Here is a 16,893-nt window from a genome sequence, read left to right on the forward strand (position 1 = left end):
TGTAGAGCCGAGCCGCGCCACCCTTGACCGTGGGCGCCATTGAACGTAACGCATCGCAATGCGCGCGGAGCCCGCCGCTCGACTCGGGATAGGGGGCTTGGCTCGACTCTACAAAAAAGCAGCCGAGCATGGGCTCGGCTCTACACGCGGAACGCGGGTGACGGAAACGACGACGGGCCCCGAAGGGCCCGTCGCGTTGCATCAGTGAAGCAGGTGCTGCCTGGATCAGAAGCGGGCGCCGATGCCGAAGCCGACGGTCCACGGATCCATCTTGGCTTCGCCGATCTTCTCGCCGCCGACCTTGATGTCCGGGCGGGCGCGCATGTAGCGGGCGTCAGCGCGGGCGAACCAGGTGGAGTTGATGTTCATGTCGACGCCGACGGTGCCGATCACGCCCTTGGCATCCTTGAAGCGGATGTCGGTGTCAGCGCCGTTGCCCAGCTTCTCGTTGCTGAAGCTCGACTGGTAGTAGCCCACGCCCACGAACGGGCGGAACACGTTGTCAGCCTGGCCGAAGTGGTACTGGCCGCTCAGCGCGACCGGCTGCTGCTCGACCGAACCCAGGCGGGCGTTGTTCGGGCCCTTGAACTTGTTGTCGAACTTGTCGGCAGCGCCCCACAGCTCAACGGCCCAGTTGTCGTTGATGTAGTAGCTGAAGCTGACGGTCGGCGCCGGGCCACCGTCGGTCTTCTTCACGCCGGTGATCGGGTCGTTCTTCGGCTCCAGCAGCGAGATGCCGCCAACAACGGCAAAATGCTTGCCCGAAGCGGTATCGGTGGTGCTGCTGTCCTGGGCGAAAGCGGCCGGCGCGAAGGCGGCGGAGGTCAGCAGGGCGAGACTCAGGATACGGATGGAGCGCATGGGGGTATCTCCTAATGTTTCTTGTTTTGGGCCCCCGGTTGCGGGGCGAGCACACCGTAGTCGCCCCAACATGAATCGAATCCGACGCACGTTAAAAAATAGTTTTACTTGTTCAGCGACGGGTGCGGAATGCCTGTATTCATGGCGTTTTCTGCTCTGGCCGACATTCATGCAGTTGGAGAAGATGTGAGCACAGCAACGTTGTGCATTGGCCTGCCAGCGCAGGTGAACGTCGATTGCAGGGTGCTGCTGCTGGGCTCGATGCCAGGCGTGGCATCCCTGCAGGAGCAGCGCTACTACGCGCATCCTCGCAACCGCTTCTGGCCGCTGATGGCCGATATCTGCGGTTTCGACGCGGATCTGCCCTATGCGCAACGGCTGCAGGCGTTGAACGCCGCAGGCATCGGCCTGTGGGATGTGATCGGGCGCTGCGAGCGGCGCGGCAGCCTGGATGCGGGCATCGTGCGTGGCACGGAAGTGGCCAATGCACTGCCGGAACTGATCGCCACGTTGCCTGAGCTGACGCTGATCGGCTGCAATGGCGGCGCGTCATTGCAGGCATTCCAGCGCTGGGTGTTGCCGCGGCTGGAGGCCCCGCCGAAGGTGGTCGCGCTGCCGTCGACCAGCCCTGCCAATGCGGCGTGGTCGTTGCCGCGCCTGCGCCAGGCCTGGCAGCCGGTGGCCGACGCGCGGGCGACATGAAGCGGACATCGCCTGGACAATACGCTACCGACTGGTCGCGCACCCGACCCATGGGCAACAGCCTGTCCCGGCTGCGTGCGTACTGAAAACACCTGTAACGGTTGGCGCTGGACCCCGCTGGCCGCACAATAGACGTTTCCCTACACCAGATTGCCGGAGTTATCCCCATGGCCGAAATCAAGGAAGCACTTGTCCCCGATATCGGTGACTACAGCGATATCCCGGTAATCGAGGTGCTTGTCGCCGTCGGCGACACGGTCAAGAAGGACCAGGGCCTGGTGACGCTGGAAAGCGACAAGGCGACCATGGAAGTGCCGTCCTCGGTGGCGGGCGTGGTCAAGGAGCTCAAGGTCAAAGTGGGCGACAGCCTGTCCGAAGGCAAGGTCGTGGCCCTGATCGAAGTGGCCGAAGGCGAAGCCGAAGCCGCCAAGCCGGCCGCACCGGCACCGGCACCGGCCAAGGCCGCTGCCCCGGCTGCCGCCACCCAGAGCGCGCCGGCCGCAGCTGCGCCGGCCGCTCCGGCTGCCAGCGGTGGTGCGGTTGAAGCCCTGGTGCCGGACATCGGCGACTACGCCGGCATTCCGGTCATCGAAGTGCTGGTCGCCGTGGGCGATACGGTCAAGAAGGACCAGGGCCTGGTCACGCTGGAAAGCGACAAGGCCACCATGGAAGTGCCGTCGTCTGTGGCCGGCGTGGTCAAGGAGATCAAGGTCAAGGTGGGCGACAATCTGTCGCAAGGCGACGTGGTTGCCATCATCGAAGCCGAGGGCGCTGCCGCGCCGGCGCCGACCAAGGCCGCTGCTGCTGCCGCTCCGGCTGCCGCAGAGACCGCCACCAAGGTCGAGCCGGTCGCTGTGCCGGCGCAGCCGGACAAGCTGGCGGCCCGCGAGATCGCCTCGGCCGGTACCCCGTCCAGCCCGCCGGTGCAGTTCAATGCCGATGGCGTGTTGCCGGCCAAGGTGCCGTACGCCACCCCGGCGGTGCGCGTGTTCGCCCGCGAGCTGGGCGTGGACCTGCTGCAGATCAACGGCACCGAGAAGGGTGGCCGCATCACCAAGGGTGACGTACAGAAGTTCGTCAAGGCCGCGCTCAGCGGTGGCGTGCCGGCCGCTGCCGGTGGCGCCGTCGCCGCTGGTGGTGGCCTGAACCTGCTGCCGTGGCCGAAGGTCGACTTCAGCAAGTTCGGCGAGACCGAAGTCCAGCCGCTGTCGCGCATCAAGAAGATCTCCGGTGCGAACCTGGCCCGCAACTGGGCCATGATCCCGCACGTCACCCAGTTCGAGCAGGCCGACATCACCGACCTGGAAGGCCTGCGCGTGGCGTTGAACAAGGAGAACGAGAAGGCCGGCATCAAGCTGACCATGCTCGCCTTCCTGATCAAGGCCAGCGCCGCAGCGCTGAAGAAGTTCCCGGAATTCAACGCCTCGCTCGATGCCAGCGGTGAAAACCTGACCCTGAAGAAGTACTTCCACATCGGTTTCGCCGCCGACACGCCGAACGGCCTGGTCGTGCCGGTCATCCGCGACGTGGACAAGAAGGGCGTGGTGCAGATCGCGCAGGAAACCGGCGAACTGGCCAAGAAGGCACGCGACGGCAAGCTGGGCCCGGCGGACATGAGCGGCGGCTGCTTCTCGATCAGCTCGTTGGGCGGCATCGGCGGCACCGCGTTCACCCCGATCGTCAACGCACCGGAAGTGGCCATCCTCGGCGTCTCCAAGTCCTCCATCCAGCCGGTCTGGAATGGCAAGGAGTTCGCGCCGAAGCTGATGCTGCCGCTGTCGCTGAGCTACGACCACCGCGTCATCGACGGCGCACTGGCCGCACGCTTCACCACGTACCTGTCGCAGGTACTGGCCGACATGCGCCGCGTGCTGCTGTAAGGCACCGCTTCGCCCCCACCGTGCGGCCGCAGCCCATGGCGCGGCCGCGTGAACAGATGCAGTGACAGCCCGCCGGCGCCGCCGGGCGGGCACGAGGAAAACCCACCATGGCCACGATTGAAGTCAAGGTTCCCGACATCGGCGATTACAGCGATGTGCCGGTGATCGAAGTGTTGGTCGCCGTCGGCGACACGGTGAAGAAGGACCAGGGTCTGGTAACCCTGGAGTCGGACAAGGCCACCCTGGAAGTGCCGTCCTCGGCCGCTGGTGTGGTCAAGGAAATCAAGGTCAAGCTTGGCGATACCCTGTCCGAAGGCGCCGTGGTCGTGGTGCTGGACACTGAAGGCGCCGCCGAAGCCCCGGCCAAGGCCGCCGCGCTGGCTCCGGCCGCCCCGGCTAGCAAGCCGCCGGTGACTCCGTCGCACCGCGCCCCGGCTGAACCGGCTGCGCCGAAGCCGGCGCTGTCCAGCGGCAAGCCGGCCGACATCGAATGCGAGATGGTCGTGCTGGGCTCCGGCCCGGGCGGCTACACCGCGGCCTTCCGCGCCGCCGACGTCGGCCTGGATACGGTGCTTGTCGAACGTTACGCCAGCCTCGGCGGCGTCTGCCTCAATGTCGGCTGCATCCCGTCCAAGGCGCTGCTGCATGCTGCTGCGGTGATCGACGAAGTGGCCCACGCCGGTGATTTCGGCGTCGAGTTCGGCAAGCCGACCATCACCCTGGACAAGCTGCGCGCGTACAAGGAAAAGGTCGTCAACCAGCTGACCAAGGGCCTGGCCGGGATGGCCAAGCAGCGCAAGGTCCGCAACGTGCAGGGCGTCGGCAAGTTTGTTTCGGCCAACGAGCTGGAGATCACCGCCGCTGATGGCAGCACCCAGCTGCTGCGCTTCCAGAAATGCATCATCGCCGCCGGTTCGCAGGCGGTGAAGCTGCCGAACTTCCCGTGGGACGACAAGCGCGTGATGGATTCCACCGATGCGCTGGAGCTGGCCGAAGTGCCGGGCTCGCTGCTGGTCGTCGGCGGCGGCATCATCGGCCTGGAAATGGCCACCGTGTACAGCGCGCTGGGCAGCAAGGTCACCGTGGTCGAGTTTATGGACCAGCTGATGCCCGGCGCCGACAAGGACCTGGTCAAGCCGCTGGCCGACCGCCTGAAGAAGCAGGGCATCGACGTGCACCTGAAGACCAAGGCCTCGGGCGTCACCGCCGATGCCAAGGGCATCACCGTGACCTTCGAAGCCGCCGAGGAAGGCCAGGCGCCTGCGCTGGCGCAGGGCACCTTCGACCGCGTGCTGGTGGCCGTGGGCCGCTCGCCGAACGGCAAGAAGATCGATGCCGAGAAGGCCGGCGTGCAGGTCACCGACCGCGGCTTCATCCCGGTCGATCGGCAGATGCGTACCAACGTGCCGCACATCTTTGCCATCGGCGACATCGTCGGCAACCCGATGCTGGCCCACAAGGCCACGCACGAGGGCAAGCTGGCCGCTGAAGTGGCAGCCGGCCACAAGAAGGAGTGGGTCGCCCGCGTGATTCCGTCGGTGGCCTACACCAACCCGGAAATCGCCTGGGTCGGCGTGACCGAGACCGAAGCCAAGGCCAAGGGCCTGAAGGTCGGCGTGGCCAAGTTCCCGTGGGCCGCCAGTGGCCGCGCGATCGGCATCGGTCGCACCGAGGGCTTCACCAAGCTGATCTTCGACGAAGAGACCCACCGCATCATCGGTGGCGCGATCGTCGGCGTGCATGCCGGCGACCTGCTGGCCGAGATCGGCCTGGCGATCGAGATGGGGGCGGAAGCGGAAGACATCGGCCACACCATCCATGCGCATCCGACGCTGAGCGAGTCGGTGGCGATGGCTTCGGAAATCTACGACGGCACGATCACCGATCTGTACATGCCGAAGAAGAAGTAAGGCGTCCGCGCCGTTCCGAACGAAAAGCCCCGGTTTCTGCCGGGGTTTTTTGTTGGCTGCAGGAATGTCTTCGGCGTTGTCATCGCGAGGGTCCGGGCCACTGCACGGGTGGCAGGCATTTCGACAAATGTCCCCCGTCGTCCGCCTGCGGCGGTCGCCTCCTCCTTTACTTTGTCGAAATGCCTGCCACCCGCGCAGCGGCTCGGCTTGCGGATAGTCGAGAGCCACAGCCTGGCTCGCCTGGATGCCTGACACGCGGGGGAAGAGGGGCTTGTGTGCGAAGTAAAGGAGGAGGCGCCGGCCGTAGGCCGGCGCCGGGGGACATTCGCACGCAAGCCCCTCTTCCCCCAGCGCTCGACCACGCCTGCGTCTACGGCAACTGCCACCGCGAAGGTCTGGGCCGCTGCGCGGGTGGCAGGCGTCTGGACAAATGTCCCCCGTCGTCCGCCTTTGGCGGTCGCCTCCTCCTTTACTTTGTCCAAACGCCTGCCACCCGCGCAGCGGCTCGGCTTGCGGATAGTCGAGAGCCACAGCCTGGCCCGCCTGGATGCCTGACACGCGGGGGAAGAGGGGCTTGTGTGCGAAGTAAAGGAGGAGGTGACGGCCGTAGGCCGGCGCCGGGGGACATTCGCACGCAAGCCCCTCTTCCCCCAGCGCTCGACCAGCCTGCTTTTCTGCTCGACGATGCAAAGAAAAAACGCGGCCCCGATGTTCCGGAGGCCGCGCCAGGAGAGAAGATGCCGTGGAAGGGGCAGGGGATCAGAACACGAAGCTGATACCGGCCACCGGGCCCTTGAATTCCTGCTTCAGGCCGACCGTGCCGTCGCTGCCCTTCTTGTCCACGTCCAGCTTGAACCAGTCGTAGCCGGCGAACACACCGAAGTTCTTGGTGAAGCGGTAATCGACGATCGCATTGGCGCGGCTCAGGTCGCCCTTGTAGTCATCGAAACTGCCCCAGCGCGTGTTCAGGTACTGGCCCTGCAGCGTGATCATCCAGCGCTCGGACGGAGTGAAGGTCATGCGCGCACCCACCACCGGTGCCACGCCATCGGCCTTCTCGTTGAGGAACTGGCCTTCATACACCGTGCCCAGGTCCGCGTAGCCCTTGGTGCTGACCTTGGCGTACTCGCCACCGATCTGCAGGCCCAGGTCGAAGGTGTCGGTATCGACGACCGAGTAGTCATAGACCAGGCTGGCCACCTGGTACTTCAGCTCGCCCTTCACGAAGCTGCCGGCCGGCACGCTCTCACCGCCGAAGGAAATGCCCTGGTCAAGCGTCTCGCGACGGTCCTTGTCGTACTTGAAGTAGTTGAACAGCAGGCGCTGACGGTTGCTGATGCGGAACATGCCGTCGATGCGCGGCTCCCATTCCTTGCCACCCAGCTTGAAGTCCTGGTCCAGGGAGATGTCCTGGCCGGCCACGGTGGTGCTGCCGCGCAGCGTGTTGTCCGAATCGATGTTCATCGCACCCAGACGGATGGCGAAGCGGTCGTCGCCTTCGGCGGCGTGGGCGGAATTGGCGAACGAGGCGCCGGCAGCGAGCAGGGAAAGGGCGAGCAGGGTGGGTACGGGGCGCATCGAAGAGTCCTTGCAGTGGTTCATCAGAATGAAGACCACTGTGCCGGACGCCGCCGTCCACCATCCGTGAACGTATGGTCCACGGAGTGTGCACGGTTCAGCCCTGTCGCGACGACGCAAAAAGATGGCCCCGGAGCCGGGCTTCGGGGCCATCGTGGGACCTGCGGGGCGGAGCGTCGACGAGGTTGCTGCAGGCAGGTCGAAAGATCGGACCGGCGCATCCGGCGAAAGTTCCGCGCCTGCGACCAAAGTTCAATACTGCGGTGCAGCATCACGCGGACGTCATTGTCCCCGGGTGGCACGCAAAAATGTAACCGTTACCGCAACTTGCGGCTTCCAGGGATGAACAGGCAGCGGTTGTCTCGCAAATTGTCCCATTGCTATAATTTGGCGGCTCGATGAGGCCCCCCTGCTGTAGCCGCCTCAGCCCTCCACTTGCAACCACGCGGGACGTCCTGTGCTGAACTCCGTTGATGCGGGTCGGCGACTGATGCTGCGCGCCGCGGTCTACCCGCTGGCCGCGGTGGCTGTCCTGGCCCTGGCCTTCCTGCTGGTAGGTCCGAAGTATGCCCTCGGCGCGCTGGCGTCCGGTGTGGCCATTTCGGCCGGCGGCTGGGTTGCGGCACGGATGGCTCTGGGCGGTGGTGCGGTGGCCGCAGGATCGGCGATGGCTCGCCTGATCATTGCGATCGTGGCCAAGTGGGTCGTGGTTTTCGGCGTCCTGCTGGTGGGGTTCCTGGTCTTCAAGCTGCCTGCATTGGCGCTGTTGGCCGGTATCGCCGTCGGCTTGATGTTCCAGGTCCTGGCCATGGCCAGGCGTTGACAGAATTCAATTAACTGAAGGTTCCGGACACATGGCGGGCGAGGCTCTAACCCCTACCAGCTACATCCAGCATCACCTGCACAACCTGACCGCACCGGTCGGCAAGGGTGAGGGTATGTTCTGGCATATCCACGTCGATACCTTCCTCACCGCCGTCCTGATGGGCCTGGTGATCGTGGTCGCGTTCTGGCTGGGGACCCGCAAGGCCACCGCCGGCGTGCCGGGCAAGTGGCAGGCCTTCGTCGAGATCTGCCTGGAGTTCGTCGACCGCCAGGCCAAGGACACCTACCACGGCAAGAGCAAGCTGGTCACGCCGATCGCCATCACGATCTTCTTCTGGATCCTGTTGATGAATCTGCTGAAGATGATCCCGGCCGATTTCATCGCCAAGCCGCTGGAATGGGTGGGCGTGCACTACTGGAAGCCGGTGCCGACCGCTGACGTCAATGCCACCCTCGGCATGGCCATCAGCGTGTTCTTCCTGATGCTGTTCTTCGCGCTCAAGTCCAAGGGCCTGGTCGGCTTCGTCAAGGAATTCCTGACGGCGCCGTTCGGCAAGTGGATGATGCCGTTCAACCTGATCCTCAACATCGTCGAGTGGCTGAGCAAGCCGATCTCGCTGGCGATGCGACTGTTCGGCAACATGTTCGGCGGCGAAATCGTGTTCCTGCTGATCTGGGTGCTGGGTGGTGCCGGTTTCTTCGGCGCCATCGCGGGTGGTGTGTTCGGCCTCGGCTGGATGCTGTTCCACCTGCTGGTGATCCCGCTGCAGGCCTTCATCTTCATGATGCTGTCGATCGTGTACCTGAGCCTGTCGGAAGACGCTCACTGAGTTTCAAGCTTCAACGCGTTTCAACCTTCATCCGTTTCATCACCCTTAGCAACTTAAGTTCCTGGAGATAACCATGTACTTCGCCGTCCTGACCAACTTCGCGCAGATTCAGAGCTCCACCGCCCTTGCCGTCGGCATCATGATCGGCCTGGCCGCGCTGGGCGCCGGTCTGGGTCTGGCCATCATGGCTGGTAAGTTCCTGGAGTCGGCCGCGCGCCAGCCGGAACTGATCCCGGTCCTGCAGGTCCGCATGTTCATCACCGCCGGCCTGATCGACGCCGCGTTCATCATCTCGGTCGCCGTTGGCCTGCTGCTGGCCTTCGCCAACCCGCTGTCGGCTGCCTTTGCTGGCGCCGTCACCAAGGCTCTGGCCGGCTGATACAGCGGTTTGAGACGACCGGGTGCTGATGCACCCGGTTTCGGATGAAGGCCGGATGTGCCGCTTCGGCGGCACGTCCACCCCGAAACCAGCGATCGAGCTAACCATGAATATCAATTTCACCCTTCTTGCGCAGGCGCTGGCCTTCGCTGGTCTGATCTGGATCATCGCGACCAAGATCTGGCCGCCGCTGATGAACGCGATCGAAGAGCGCCAGCAGAAGATTGCTGAAGGCCTCGCTGCTGCCGACCGCAGCCAGAAAGATCTGGCCCAGGCGCAGGAGAAGGTCAACGAAGCGCTGAAGGAAGCCCGCACCAAGGCCAACGAGATCATCGATCAGGCCCACGCGCGTGCCAACCAGATCGTTGATGCAGCCCGTAACGAAGCGATCACCGAAGCCACCCGTCAGAAGGAACTGGCCCAGGCTGAAATCGACGCCGCCGCCAACCGTGCCCGTGAAGATCTGCGCAAGCAGGTGTCCGCGCTGGCCGTGACCGGTGCCGAAAAGCTGCTCAAGCGCGAAATCGACGCCAACGCCCACAAGGCGCTGCTCGACGAGCTGGCCTCGGAGATCTAAGGATGAGCCAGGCCCTCACGCTTGCCCGCCCGTACGCCCGCGCCGCGTTCGCGACCGCGCGCGACGAAGGTGCGTTCGCGCCGTGGTCGGACGCCCTGGCGTTCTCCGCCCACGTCGCCGCCGACCCGCGCGTGGCGGCCCTGCTCGCCAACCCGGAGCTGGGTCGTGACGACGCCGTCGCCCTGCTGGCGCCGGTGTCGCACGGCGAGACCTACTCGCGCTTCCTGGCCATCCTGGCCGAATCGCATCGTCTGCCGCTGCTGCCGGAAATCTCCGGCATGTTCGACGCCCTGCGCGCCGAAGCCGAGCACGTGGTCAAGGCCACGGTGACCTCGGCTTCCGAGCTGTCGGCCGGCGAGCTGGACGCGATCAAGGTCGCGCTGCGCAAGCGCTTCAACCGCGAGGTCGACGTGACCACCGCGGTCGATGCTTCGCTGATCGGCGGCGCCGTGATCGACGCCGGCGACGTGGTCATCGATGGTTCGCTGAAGGGCAAGCTGGCCCGTCTGCAGACCGCGCTCGCTAACTGAATTCATTTAACGTCCGGCCCCGCTGCCGGCACTAGGACTTGACGATGGCAACCACGCTCAACCCCTCCGAAATCAGCGAACTGATCAAGAACCGCATCGAGAAGGTCAAGCTGGCCGCGGAATCGCGCAACGAAGGCACCGTGACCAGCGTGTCCGACGGCATCGTGCGCATCTTCGGTCTGGCCGACGTGATGCAGGGCGAAATGATCGAACTGCCGAACAACACCTTCGCCCTGGCCCTGAACCTGGAGCGCGACTCGGTCGGCGCCGTGGTCCTGGGTGACTACGAGCACCTGCGCGAAGGCGACGTCGCCAAGACCACCGGCCGCATCCTGGAAGTGCCGGTCGGCCCGGAACTGCTGGGCCGCGTCGTGAACGCGCTGGGCGAGCCGATCGACGGCAAGGGCCCGCTGGGCACCGACCTGACCGCTCCGGTGGAACGCGTTGCTCCGGGCGTGATCTGGCGCAAGTCGGTCGACCAGCCGGTGCAGACCGGTTACAAGTCGGTCGACTCGATGATCCCGATCGGCCGTGGCCAGCGCGAGCTGATCATCGGTGACCGCCAGACCGGCAAGACCGCCATGGCGATCGATGCGGTGATCAACCAGAAGGGCACCGGCATCAAGTGCGTGTACGTTGCGATCGGCCAGAAGGCGTCGACCATCGCCAACATCGTGCGCAAGCTGGAAGAGAACGGCGCGCTGGCCCACACCATCGTGGTGGCCGCGACCGCTTCCGAATCGGCTGCCATGCAGTACATCAGCGCCTACTCGGGCTGCACCATGGGTGAGTACTTCATGGACCGCGGCGAAGACGCGCTGATCGTGTACGACGATCTGTCCAAGCAGGCCGTTGCCTACCGCCAGATCTCGCTGCTGCTGAAGCGTCCGCCGGGCCGTGAAGCCTACCCGGGTGACGTGTTCTACCTGCACTCCCGTCTGCTCGAGCGCGCTGCCCGCGTGTCCGAGGAATACGTCGAGAAGTTCACCGAAGGCAAGGTCACCGGCAAGACCGGTTCGCTGACCGCGCTGCCGATCATCGAGACCCAGGCCGGCGACGTGTCCGCCTTCGTTCCGACCAACGTGATCTCGATCACCGACGGCCAGATCTTCCTGGAAACCGACCTGTTCAACGCCGGCATCCGCCCGGCCGTGAACGCCGGTATCTCGGTGTCGCGCGTCGGTGGCTCGGCCCAGACCAAGATCATCAAGAAGCTGTCGGGCGGCATTCGCATCTCGCTGGCCCAGTACCGCGAGCTGGCTGCGTTCGCGCAGTTCGCCTCGGACCTGGACGAAGCGACCCGCAAGCAGCTGGAGCGTGGCCAGCGCGTCACCGAGCTGATGAAGCAGAAGCAGTACGCGCCGATGTCGATTGCCAACCAGGCGCTGTCGATCTACGCCGTCAACGAGGGTTACCTCGACGACGTGCCGGTCAACAAGCTGCTGGCGTTCGAAGAAGGCCTGCACGCCCACTTCGCCAACACCCAGGGCGAGCTGATCAGCAAGGTCAACGCCACCGGCGGTTGGGACAACGACATCGAAGGTGCCTTCAAGAAGGGCATCGCCGAGTTCAAGACCACCGGCAGCTGGTAATCGCGGTCCTGTAGAGCGGAGCCGCTGGCTCCGCTGGACCAGATGACAAACGGTTGAACAACGCGGGGCATCAGCCCCGCGCCACGGGAAACAAGAGATGGCAAGCGGACGCGAAATCAAAACCAAGATCAAGAGCGTGCAGAACACCCGCAAGGTGACGCGCGCCCTGGAAATGGTCTCGGCCTCCAAGATCCGCAAGGCGCAGGATCGGATGAAGACCTCGCGTCCGTACGCGCAGGCGATGAAGCAGGTGATCGGTCATCTGGCCCAGGCCAGCACCGACTACCAGCATCCGTTCCTGGTCGAGCGCGAGCAGGTCAAGCGGGTCGGTTTCATCGTGATCTCCTCCGATCGCGGTCTGGCCGGCGGCCTGAACAACAACCTGTTCCGCAAGATGCTGGGCGAAGCCAAGGCATGGCAGGACAAGGGTGCCGAAGTGGACCTGGTGACCATCGGCCAGAAGGCTTCGACCTTCTTCCGCCGCGTGAAGGTCAACATGGTCGGCAGCGTGACCCACATCGGCGACGTACCGAAGCTGGAATCGCTGATCGGTGTGATCAAGGTCATGCTCGACGCCTTCACCGAAGGCAGGATCGACCGCGTGTACCTGGTCTACAACCGCTTCGTGAACACCATGGTGCAGAAGGCCAGCTTCGATCAGCTGCTGCCGCTGCCGCCGGCTGAGAAGCAGGTCGCTCACCACGACTGGGACTACCTGTACGAACCCGATGCCGCGACCGTGCTCGAGCACGTGATGACGCGTTACATCGAGTCGCTGGTGTACCAGGCACTGCTGGAAAACGTCGCCTCCGAGCATGCGGCACGCATGGTTGCGATGAAGGCGGCGAGCGACAACGCCAACAAGCTGATCGGCACCCTGCAGCTCGTCTACAACAAGGCGCGCCAGGCAGCGATCACCCAGGAAATCTCCGAAATCGTCGGCGGCGCGGCAGCAGTCTGACCGCGTTCGTTCAAAGCACACATTAGAGGATGCAGCAATGAGTCAGGGCAAGATCGTTCAGATCATCGGCGCGGTCGTCGACGTCGAATTCCCGCGTGAATCGGTGCCGAAGGTGTACGACGCACTGAAGGTGGAAAACACCGAGATCACCCTCGAAGTCCAGCAGCAGCTGGGCGACGGCGTGGTGCGTACCATCGCCCTCGGTTCCACCGACGGCCTGAAGCGCAACCTGGTTGCCGTCAACACCGGCCGTGGCATCTCGGTGCCGGTCGGCGCCGGCACCCTGGGCCGCATCATGGACGTGCTTGGCCGTCCGATCGACGAAGCCGGCCCGGTCGCTGCCAGCGACAACTGGGAAATCCACCGCGCTGCGCCGTCGTATGAAGACCAGTCCCCGGCCACCGAGCTGCTGGAAACCGGCATCAAGGTCATCGACCTGATGTGCCCGTTCGCCAAGGGCGGCAAGGTCGGCCTGTTCGGCGGCGCCGGCGTCGGCAAGACCGTCAACATGATGGAACTGATCAACAACATCGCCAAGGCGCACAGCGGTCTGTCCGTGTTCGCCGGCGTGGGTGAGCGTACCCGTGAGGGCAACGACTTCTACCACGAAATGAAGGACTCCAACGTCCTGGACAAGGTGGCGATGGTGTACGGCCAGATGAACGAGCCGCCGGGCAACCGTCTGCGCGTCGCCCTGACCGGCCTGACCATGGCCGAGTACTTCCGCGACGAGAAGGACGAAAACGGCAAGGGTAAGGACGTCCTGCTGTTCGTCGACAACATCTACCGTTACACCCTGGCCGGTACCGAAGTGTCGGCACTGCTGGGCCGCATGCCGTCCGCCGTGGGTTACCAGCCGACCCTGGCCGAGGAAATGGGCGTCCTGCAGGAGCGCATCACCTCGACCAAGAACGGTTCGATCACCTCGATCCAGGCCGTCTACGTTCCCGCGGACGACCTGACCGACCCGTCGCCGGCGACCACCTTCGCCCACCTGGACTCGACCGTGACCCTGTCGCGTTCGATCGCCTCGCTGGGTATCTACCCGGCCGTCGACCCGCTGGACTCCACCAGCCGCCAGATGGATCCGCTGGTCATCGGCCACGAGCACTACGACACCGCCCAGCGCGTCCAGCAGACCCTGCAGAAGTACAAGGAACTGAAGGACATCATCGCCATCCTGGGCATGGACGAACTGTCCGAAGAAGACAAGCAGGCCGTGTCGCGCGCCCGCAAGATCGAGCGCTTCTTCAGCCAGCCGTTCCACGTGGCCGAAGTGTTCACCGGTTCGCCGGGCAAGTACGTGCCGCTGAAGGACACCATCCGTGGCTTCAAGGCCATCGTCGATGGCGAGTACGACCACCTGCCGGAGCAGGCGTTCTACATGGTCGGCGGCATCGAAGAAGCGGTCGAGAAGGCCAAGAAGATGGCCGAGAAGGCCTGATCCGGGACGGGCGGGAGCGATCCTGCCTGACCTGACGCCGGCGCCGGGCAACCGCCCGCGCCGGTGGACCCCCACGGCGGCATTGCGCCGCCGCGAACAGCGAAGAGATTTGCATGAGCACGATCCGTTGCGACATCGTCAGCGCCGAGCAGGAAATCTTCCGTGGCGAAGCGACCCTGGTCGTGGCCACCGGTGAGCTGGGCGAACTGGGCATCGCGCCCAAGCACGCGCCGCTGATCACCCGCCTGAAGCCGGGCAAGGTGGTGGTGACCACGCCGAACGGCGAGCAGCTGGATTTCGCCATTTCCGGCGGCATCCTGGAAGTGCAGCCGCAGGTGGTGACCGTGCTGGCCGACACCGCGATCCGCGCGCAGGACATCGACGAAGCCTCGGTCCGCAAGGCCAAGGAAGAAGCCGAGCGCATCCTGGCCAACCGCGGCGAAGCGATGGAAGTGGCTGAAGCCCAGCAGAAGCTGGCCGAAGCCGTCGTCCAGCTGCAGGCGCTGGAGCGCCTGCGCAAGAATCTCAAGCACTGAGGTTCGCGCGTCATCAAGCACAAGCGCCGGCTAGCTGCCGGCGTTTTTGTTTGTTCGCCACAGGAGCAGGGAATGCAGCACTACTCGACAGCGATTGAAGGCGGCAGCTGGCAGCGGCCGTGGCGCACACCGGCAGGCGTGTTCCTGATTGCGTGGATCGTTCTGTGCCTGCCATGGCTCAGTGGCATCAAGACCATTCCCTTTGATGCCGTGCAGCAGTTCTTCCCGGCGGTCAGTTTCAGTGCCGAGCAGTTGCGTCACCTGCAGGCCCCCTGGTGGAATCCGTATCTCTACGGTGGCTACCCGCAGGTGGCCGATCCGCAGATGATGACGCTGCAGCCGACGATGCTGCTGCCGATGCTGCTGGCGCCGGGCTCCCTGCACCTGTTCACGGTGGTGGTGCTGCTGCATGTGCTGGCAGGCGGCCTGGGTGCACTGCGGTTGAGCCGCGTGCAGGGCATGCCGCCGCCGGCGCAGCTGCTGTTCGCACTCACGCTGATGTTTGGTGGCGTGGCCGCGTCGCGCCTGCAGCACACGCCGATGATCATCAGCTACTGCCTGCTGCCTTGGCTGTGGCTGGGCCTGGAGCAGGTCCGCCGGCGGGGACGGATGCGCGACATCCTGCTGGCCGGTGTGGCCGGCGGGATGTGTGCGCTTCAACTGACCCAGGTCACTTATTTCATCATCCTCACGTGCGTGATCTACGCCGTGGCTGCTGTCGTGCTGGCACAGGGGCAGCGCATGCGCCTGCTGTGGCAGCTGGGCGTGGTGGCCATTCTCGCCGGTGGTGTCAGTGCGCCGCAGTGGCTGTCCACGCTGGCCTGGCTGGACCAGACCAATCGCAATGGCCTGACGCTGGAAGCCGCGCTGCCGGGTGCCATCCACTGGCAGACACTGGTGACACTGCTGTCGGGCAACGTGTTCTCGCAGGGGCGCGGCGACAGCTGGGCCTTCGGTGATATCAGCGCCGATTACCTCTATGTGGGGGCAGTGCCGCTGGCGCTGTGGCTGCTCTGGGGCGGTGAGGTGCTGCGGCGCAAGCCGGCGGCGACGCGCGTCGCGCTGTGTGCGCTGACGCTGGCGATCATGGTCGCGGTGGGTGGCGCCACGCCGCTGTTCCCCTGGTTGTTTGGCTGGCTTCCGGGGCTGGACCTGTTCCGGCGCCCATCCGATGCGCTGTTTCTTACCGTGCCTGCGGCGGCGTGGCTCGGTGCCAGTGCCCTGCAGGTTGCCCTGCAGCGGCAGCCATTGCGATTGCATCGGGTGTCCGTGGCGGTCGTCGCAGTGCTGGGCGCGTGCGCTGCGTGGCTGGCGATCGATCATGGTCATCCGCTCGCTTTCGCCTGGCTTGCGGTCAGCGCCGCGCTGGGCGTAGCCGCGGTGTGGGTGCTGCGCCGCCACCAGTCACCTGCGCGCTGGGTGCTGGCGCTGGTGCTGTTGGACCTGCTGCTGTTCAACGTCGGCACCAGGTTCAACGCGGGCAGCGGCACAAAGTCGGTGCTCACCGCCGATCGTGCGGGTCCTGCGCAGCGCGCCTATGCGCTGCTGGCGGCAGAGCGGCATATCGGCATACCCGAGCGCGCGGTGGTCTTCGGCATCGGCGGACTCACCAACGGCGCGGCGGTGCATGCCATTGCGCTGGCAAACGGCTACAACCCGCTGCTGGCAAGCGACTATCTGCAGATGACCGGGATGCCGGGCGAGCCGGTGGATACCTTCCAGCAGAAGGTCCCCACTGCCTGGATGCCAGACACCGCTGCTCCCCTGTACGACCTGCTGGGCGTGCGTTGGCTGCTGGCCCAGGAGCCGTTCCCGGGCTCCAGCGCGCAGGGCGACCAGGTGGAACTTGCGCGGCGTGACAGCGTGCTGCCACGGGTGCTGAATCCGCGGCAGGTGCGCCGCCATGAGGAGCGTCTACCGCCTGCGCCGCTGTTCAACCAGACCGATTTCAACCGGCAGCTATGGCTGCCGGCAGCCGCCAGCAGCCACTGTGCCGAACAGGATGCCGGCGAGGCCACGGTACAGGTGCTGCGCTACCAGCCGGGACGCATCGAGCTGACGGTGGTGGCCGACCATGCAGCATGGGTGGTGATCAACGAAACCACCGGTCGTGGCTGGCAGGCGCAGCTCGAGGATGGCCAGGTACTGCCGCTGCTGCGCGGCAATGGCCTCTTCCATGCGTTGTGCGTGCCGGCCGGGCAGCATCAGGTGCGGTTGCGCTACAGCGCGCTGCAGCTGTGGCGTGAGGGACTGGGAGCGCGCCTGCGCCGTGACGGTGATCGCTGACC

Annotated in this window: 15 protein-coding genes; 13 read left to right on the forward strand and 2 right to left on the reverse strand. The window is 65.2% G+C overall.

The window, feature by feature from the left end:
- Positions 1-225: 225 nt before the first annotated feature.
- Positions 226-861 (reverse strand): OmpW/AlkL family protein, encoded by a 636-nt coding sequence (locus AC5P8F_RS04590; protein ID WP_014648503.1) that lies wholly within the window; start codon positions 859-861, stop codon positions 226-228.
- Between the two features lie 186 nt (positions 862-1,047).
- Here AC5P8F_RS04590 and AC5P8F_RS04595 point away from each other — a divergent pair, with 186 nt between their 5' ends.
- From AC5P8F_RS04595 to lpdA, 3 genes are all read left to right on the forward strand, one after another.
- Positions 1,048-1,563: a DNA-deoxyinosine glycosylase gene (locus tag AC5P8F_RS04595; RefSeq protein WP_495227646.1), complete on the forward strand. Its 516-nt coding sequence runs from the start codon at positions 1,048-1,050 to the stop codon at positions 1,561-1,563.
- A 167-nt stretch (positions 1,564-1,730) separates the two neighbouring features.
- Positions 1,731-3,443, forward strand: coding sequence for a dihydrolipoyllysine-residue acetyltransferase (aceF, locus tag AC5P8F_RS04600; protein WP_075077125.1), 1,713 nt, complete (start codon positions 1,731-1,733; stop codon positions 3,441-3,443).
- A gap of 107 nt (positions 3,444-3,550) precedes the next feature.
- Complete coding sequence (gene lpdA, locus AC5P8F_RS04605) at positions 3,551-5,353, forward strand: dihydrolipoyl dehydrogenase (RefSeq protein WP_495227647.1); 1,803 nt, start codon at positions 3,551-3,553, stop codon at positions 5,351-5,353.
- A 759-nt stretch (positions 5,354-6,112) separates the two neighbouring features.
- On the opposite strand, the gene AC5P8F_RS04610 is transcribed toward lpdA, so the two are convergent.
- Entirely contained in the window at positions 6,113-6,931 is an 819-nt protein-coding gene (locus AC5P8F_RS04610; protein WP_014648499.1) for a hypothetical protein, read from the reverse strand.
- A gap of 457 nt (positions 6,932-7,388) precedes the next feature.
- Between AC5P8F_RS04610 and AC5P8F_RS04615 the strand changes: the two genes are divergently transcribed.
- The 10 genes from AC5P8F_RS04615 to AC5P8F_RS04660 all read left to right on the forward strand — a co-directional run bounded on the left by AC5P8F_RS04615 (position 7,389) and on the right by AC5P8F_RS04660 (position 16,891).
- On the forward strand, positions 7,389-7,754 hold the full coding sequence (locus tag AC5P8F_RS04615; protein ID WP_014648497.1) for a hypothetical protein: 366 nt from the start codon (positions 7,389-7,391) through the stop codon (positions 7,752-7,754).
- A 31-nt stretch (positions 7,755-7,785) separates the two neighbouring features.
- Entirely contained in the window at positions 7,786-8,586 is an 801-nt protein-coding gene (atpB, locus tag AC5P8F_RS04620) for a F0F1 ATP synthase subunit A (RefSeq protein WP_014038569.1), read from the forward strand.
- A 73-nt stretch (positions 8,587-8,659) separates the two neighbouring features.
- Entirely contained in the window at positions 8,660-8,965 is a 306-nt protein-coding gene (gene atpE, locus AC5P8F_RS04625) for a F0F1 ATP synthase subunit C (protein WP_005411133.1), read from the forward strand.
- A 106-nt stretch (positions 8,966-9,071) separates the two neighbouring features.
- The gene (locus tag AC5P8F_RS04630) at positions 9,072-9,542 is read left to right on the forward strand and encodes a F0F1 ATP synthase subunit B (protein WP_005419512.1); all 471 of its coding nucleotides are present in this window, start codon (positions 9,072-9,074) and stop codon (positions 9,540-9,542) included.
- A gap of 2 nt (positions 9,543-9,544) precedes the next feature.
- Complete coding sequence (locus tag AC5P8F_RS04635; protein ID WP_032129048.1) at positions 9,545-10,072, forward strand: F0F1 ATP synthase subunit delta; 528 nt, start codon at positions 9,545-9,547, stop codon at positions 10,070-10,072.
- A 44-nt stretch (positions 10,073-10,116) separates the two neighbouring features.
- The gene (gene atpA, locus AC5P8F_RS04640) at positions 10,117-11,664 is read left to right on the forward strand and encodes a F0F1 ATP synthase subunit alpha (RefSeq protein WP_005419511.1); all 1,548 of its coding nucleotides are present in this window, start codon (positions 10,117-10,119) and stop codon (positions 11,662-11,664) included.
- A gap of 97 nt (positions 11,665-11,761) precedes the next feature.
- Positions 11,762-12,625, forward strand: a complete 864-nt coding sequence (gene atpG / locus AC5P8F_RS04645; protein WP_014648494.1) for a F0F1 ATP synthase subunit gamma — start codon at positions 11,762-11,764, stop codon at positions 12,623-12,625.
- A gap of 37 nt (positions 12,626-12,662) precedes the next feature.
- Positions 12,663-14,069, forward strand: coding sequence for a F0F1 ATP synthase subunit beta (atpD, locus tag AC5P8F_RS04650; RefSeq protein ID WP_005419510.1), 1,407 nt, complete (start codon positions 12,663-12,665; stop codon positions 14,067-14,069).
- 113 nt (positions 14,070-14,182) lie between these two features.
- The gene (locus AC5P8F_RS04655; protein WP_005419509.1) at positions 14,183-14,605 is read left to right on the forward strand and encodes a F0F1 ATP synthase subunit epsilon; all 423 of its coding nucleotides are present in this window, start codon (positions 14,183-14,185) and stop codon (positions 14,603-14,605) included.
- A gap of 72 nt (positions 14,606-14,677) precedes the next feature.
- Positions 14,678-16,891, forward strand: coding sequence for a putative glycosyltransferase family protein (locus AC5P8F_RS04660; protein WP_495227648.1), 2,214 nt, complete (start codon positions 14,678-14,680; stop codon positions 16,889-16,891).
- Positions 16,892-16,893: the final 2 nt, after the last annotated feature.

The organism is Stenotrophomonas sp. YJH_SMC_69 (assembly GCF_059370495.1).

What these genes read in the sequence shown, in the direction of transcription:
- atpA (WP_005419511.1), top strand. Translation starts at nt 10,117, where the DNA reads ATGGCAACCACGCTCAACCCCTCCGAAATCAGCGAACTGATCAAGAAC.
- lpdA (WP_495227647.1), top strand. Translation starts at nt 3,551, where the DNA reads ATGGCCACGATTGAAGTCAAGGTTCCCGACATCGGCGATTACAGCGAT.
- AC5P8F_RS04590 (WP_014648503.1), bottom strand. Translation starts at nt 861, where the DNA reads ATGCGCTCCATCCGTATCCTGAGTCTCGCCCTGCTGACCTCCGCCGCC.
- atpE (WP_005411133.1), top strand. Translation starts at nt 8,660, where the DNA reads ATGTACTTCGCCGTCCTGACCAACTTCGCGCAGATTCAGAGCTCCACC.
- atpG (WP_014648494.1), top strand. Translation starts at nt 11,762, where the DNA reads ATGGCAAGCGGACGCGAAATCAAAACCAAGATCAAGAGCGTGCAGAAC.
- AC5P8F_RS04630 (WP_005419512.1), top strand. Translation starts at nt 9,072, where the DNA reads ATGAATATCAATTTCACCCTTCTTGCGCAGGCGCTGGCCTTCGCTGGT.
- AC5P8F_RS04635 (WP_032129048.1), top strand. Translation starts at nt 9,545, where the DNA reads ATGAGCCAGGCCCTCACGCTTGCCCGCCCGTACGCCCGCGCCGCGTTC.
- AC5P8F_RS04655 (WP_005419509.1), top strand. Translation starts at nt 14,183, where the DNA reads ATGAGCACGATCCGTTGCGACATCGTCAGCGCCGAGCAGGAAATCTTC.
- AC5P8F_RS04660 (WP_495227648.1), top strand. Translation starts at nt 14,678, where the DNA reads ATGCAGCACTACTCGACAGCGATTGAAGGCGGCAGCTGGCAGCGGCCG.
- atpB (WP_014038569.1), top strand. Translation starts at nt 7,786, where the DNA reads ATGGCGGGCGAGGCTCTAACCCCTACCAGCTACATCCAGCATCACCTG.
- AC5P8F_RS04610 (WP_014648499.1), bottom strand. Translation starts at nt 6,931, where the DNA reads ATGCGCCCCGTACCCACCCTGCTCGCCCTTTCCCTGCTCGCTGCCGGC.
- aceF (WP_075077125.1), top strand. Translation starts at nt 1,731, where the DNA reads ATGGCCGAAATCAAGGAAGCACTTGTCCCCGATATCGGTGACTACAGC.
- atpD (WP_005419510.1), top strand. Translation starts at nt 12,663, where the DNA reads ATGAGTCAGGGCAAGATCGTTCAGATCATCGGCGCGGTCGTCGACGTC.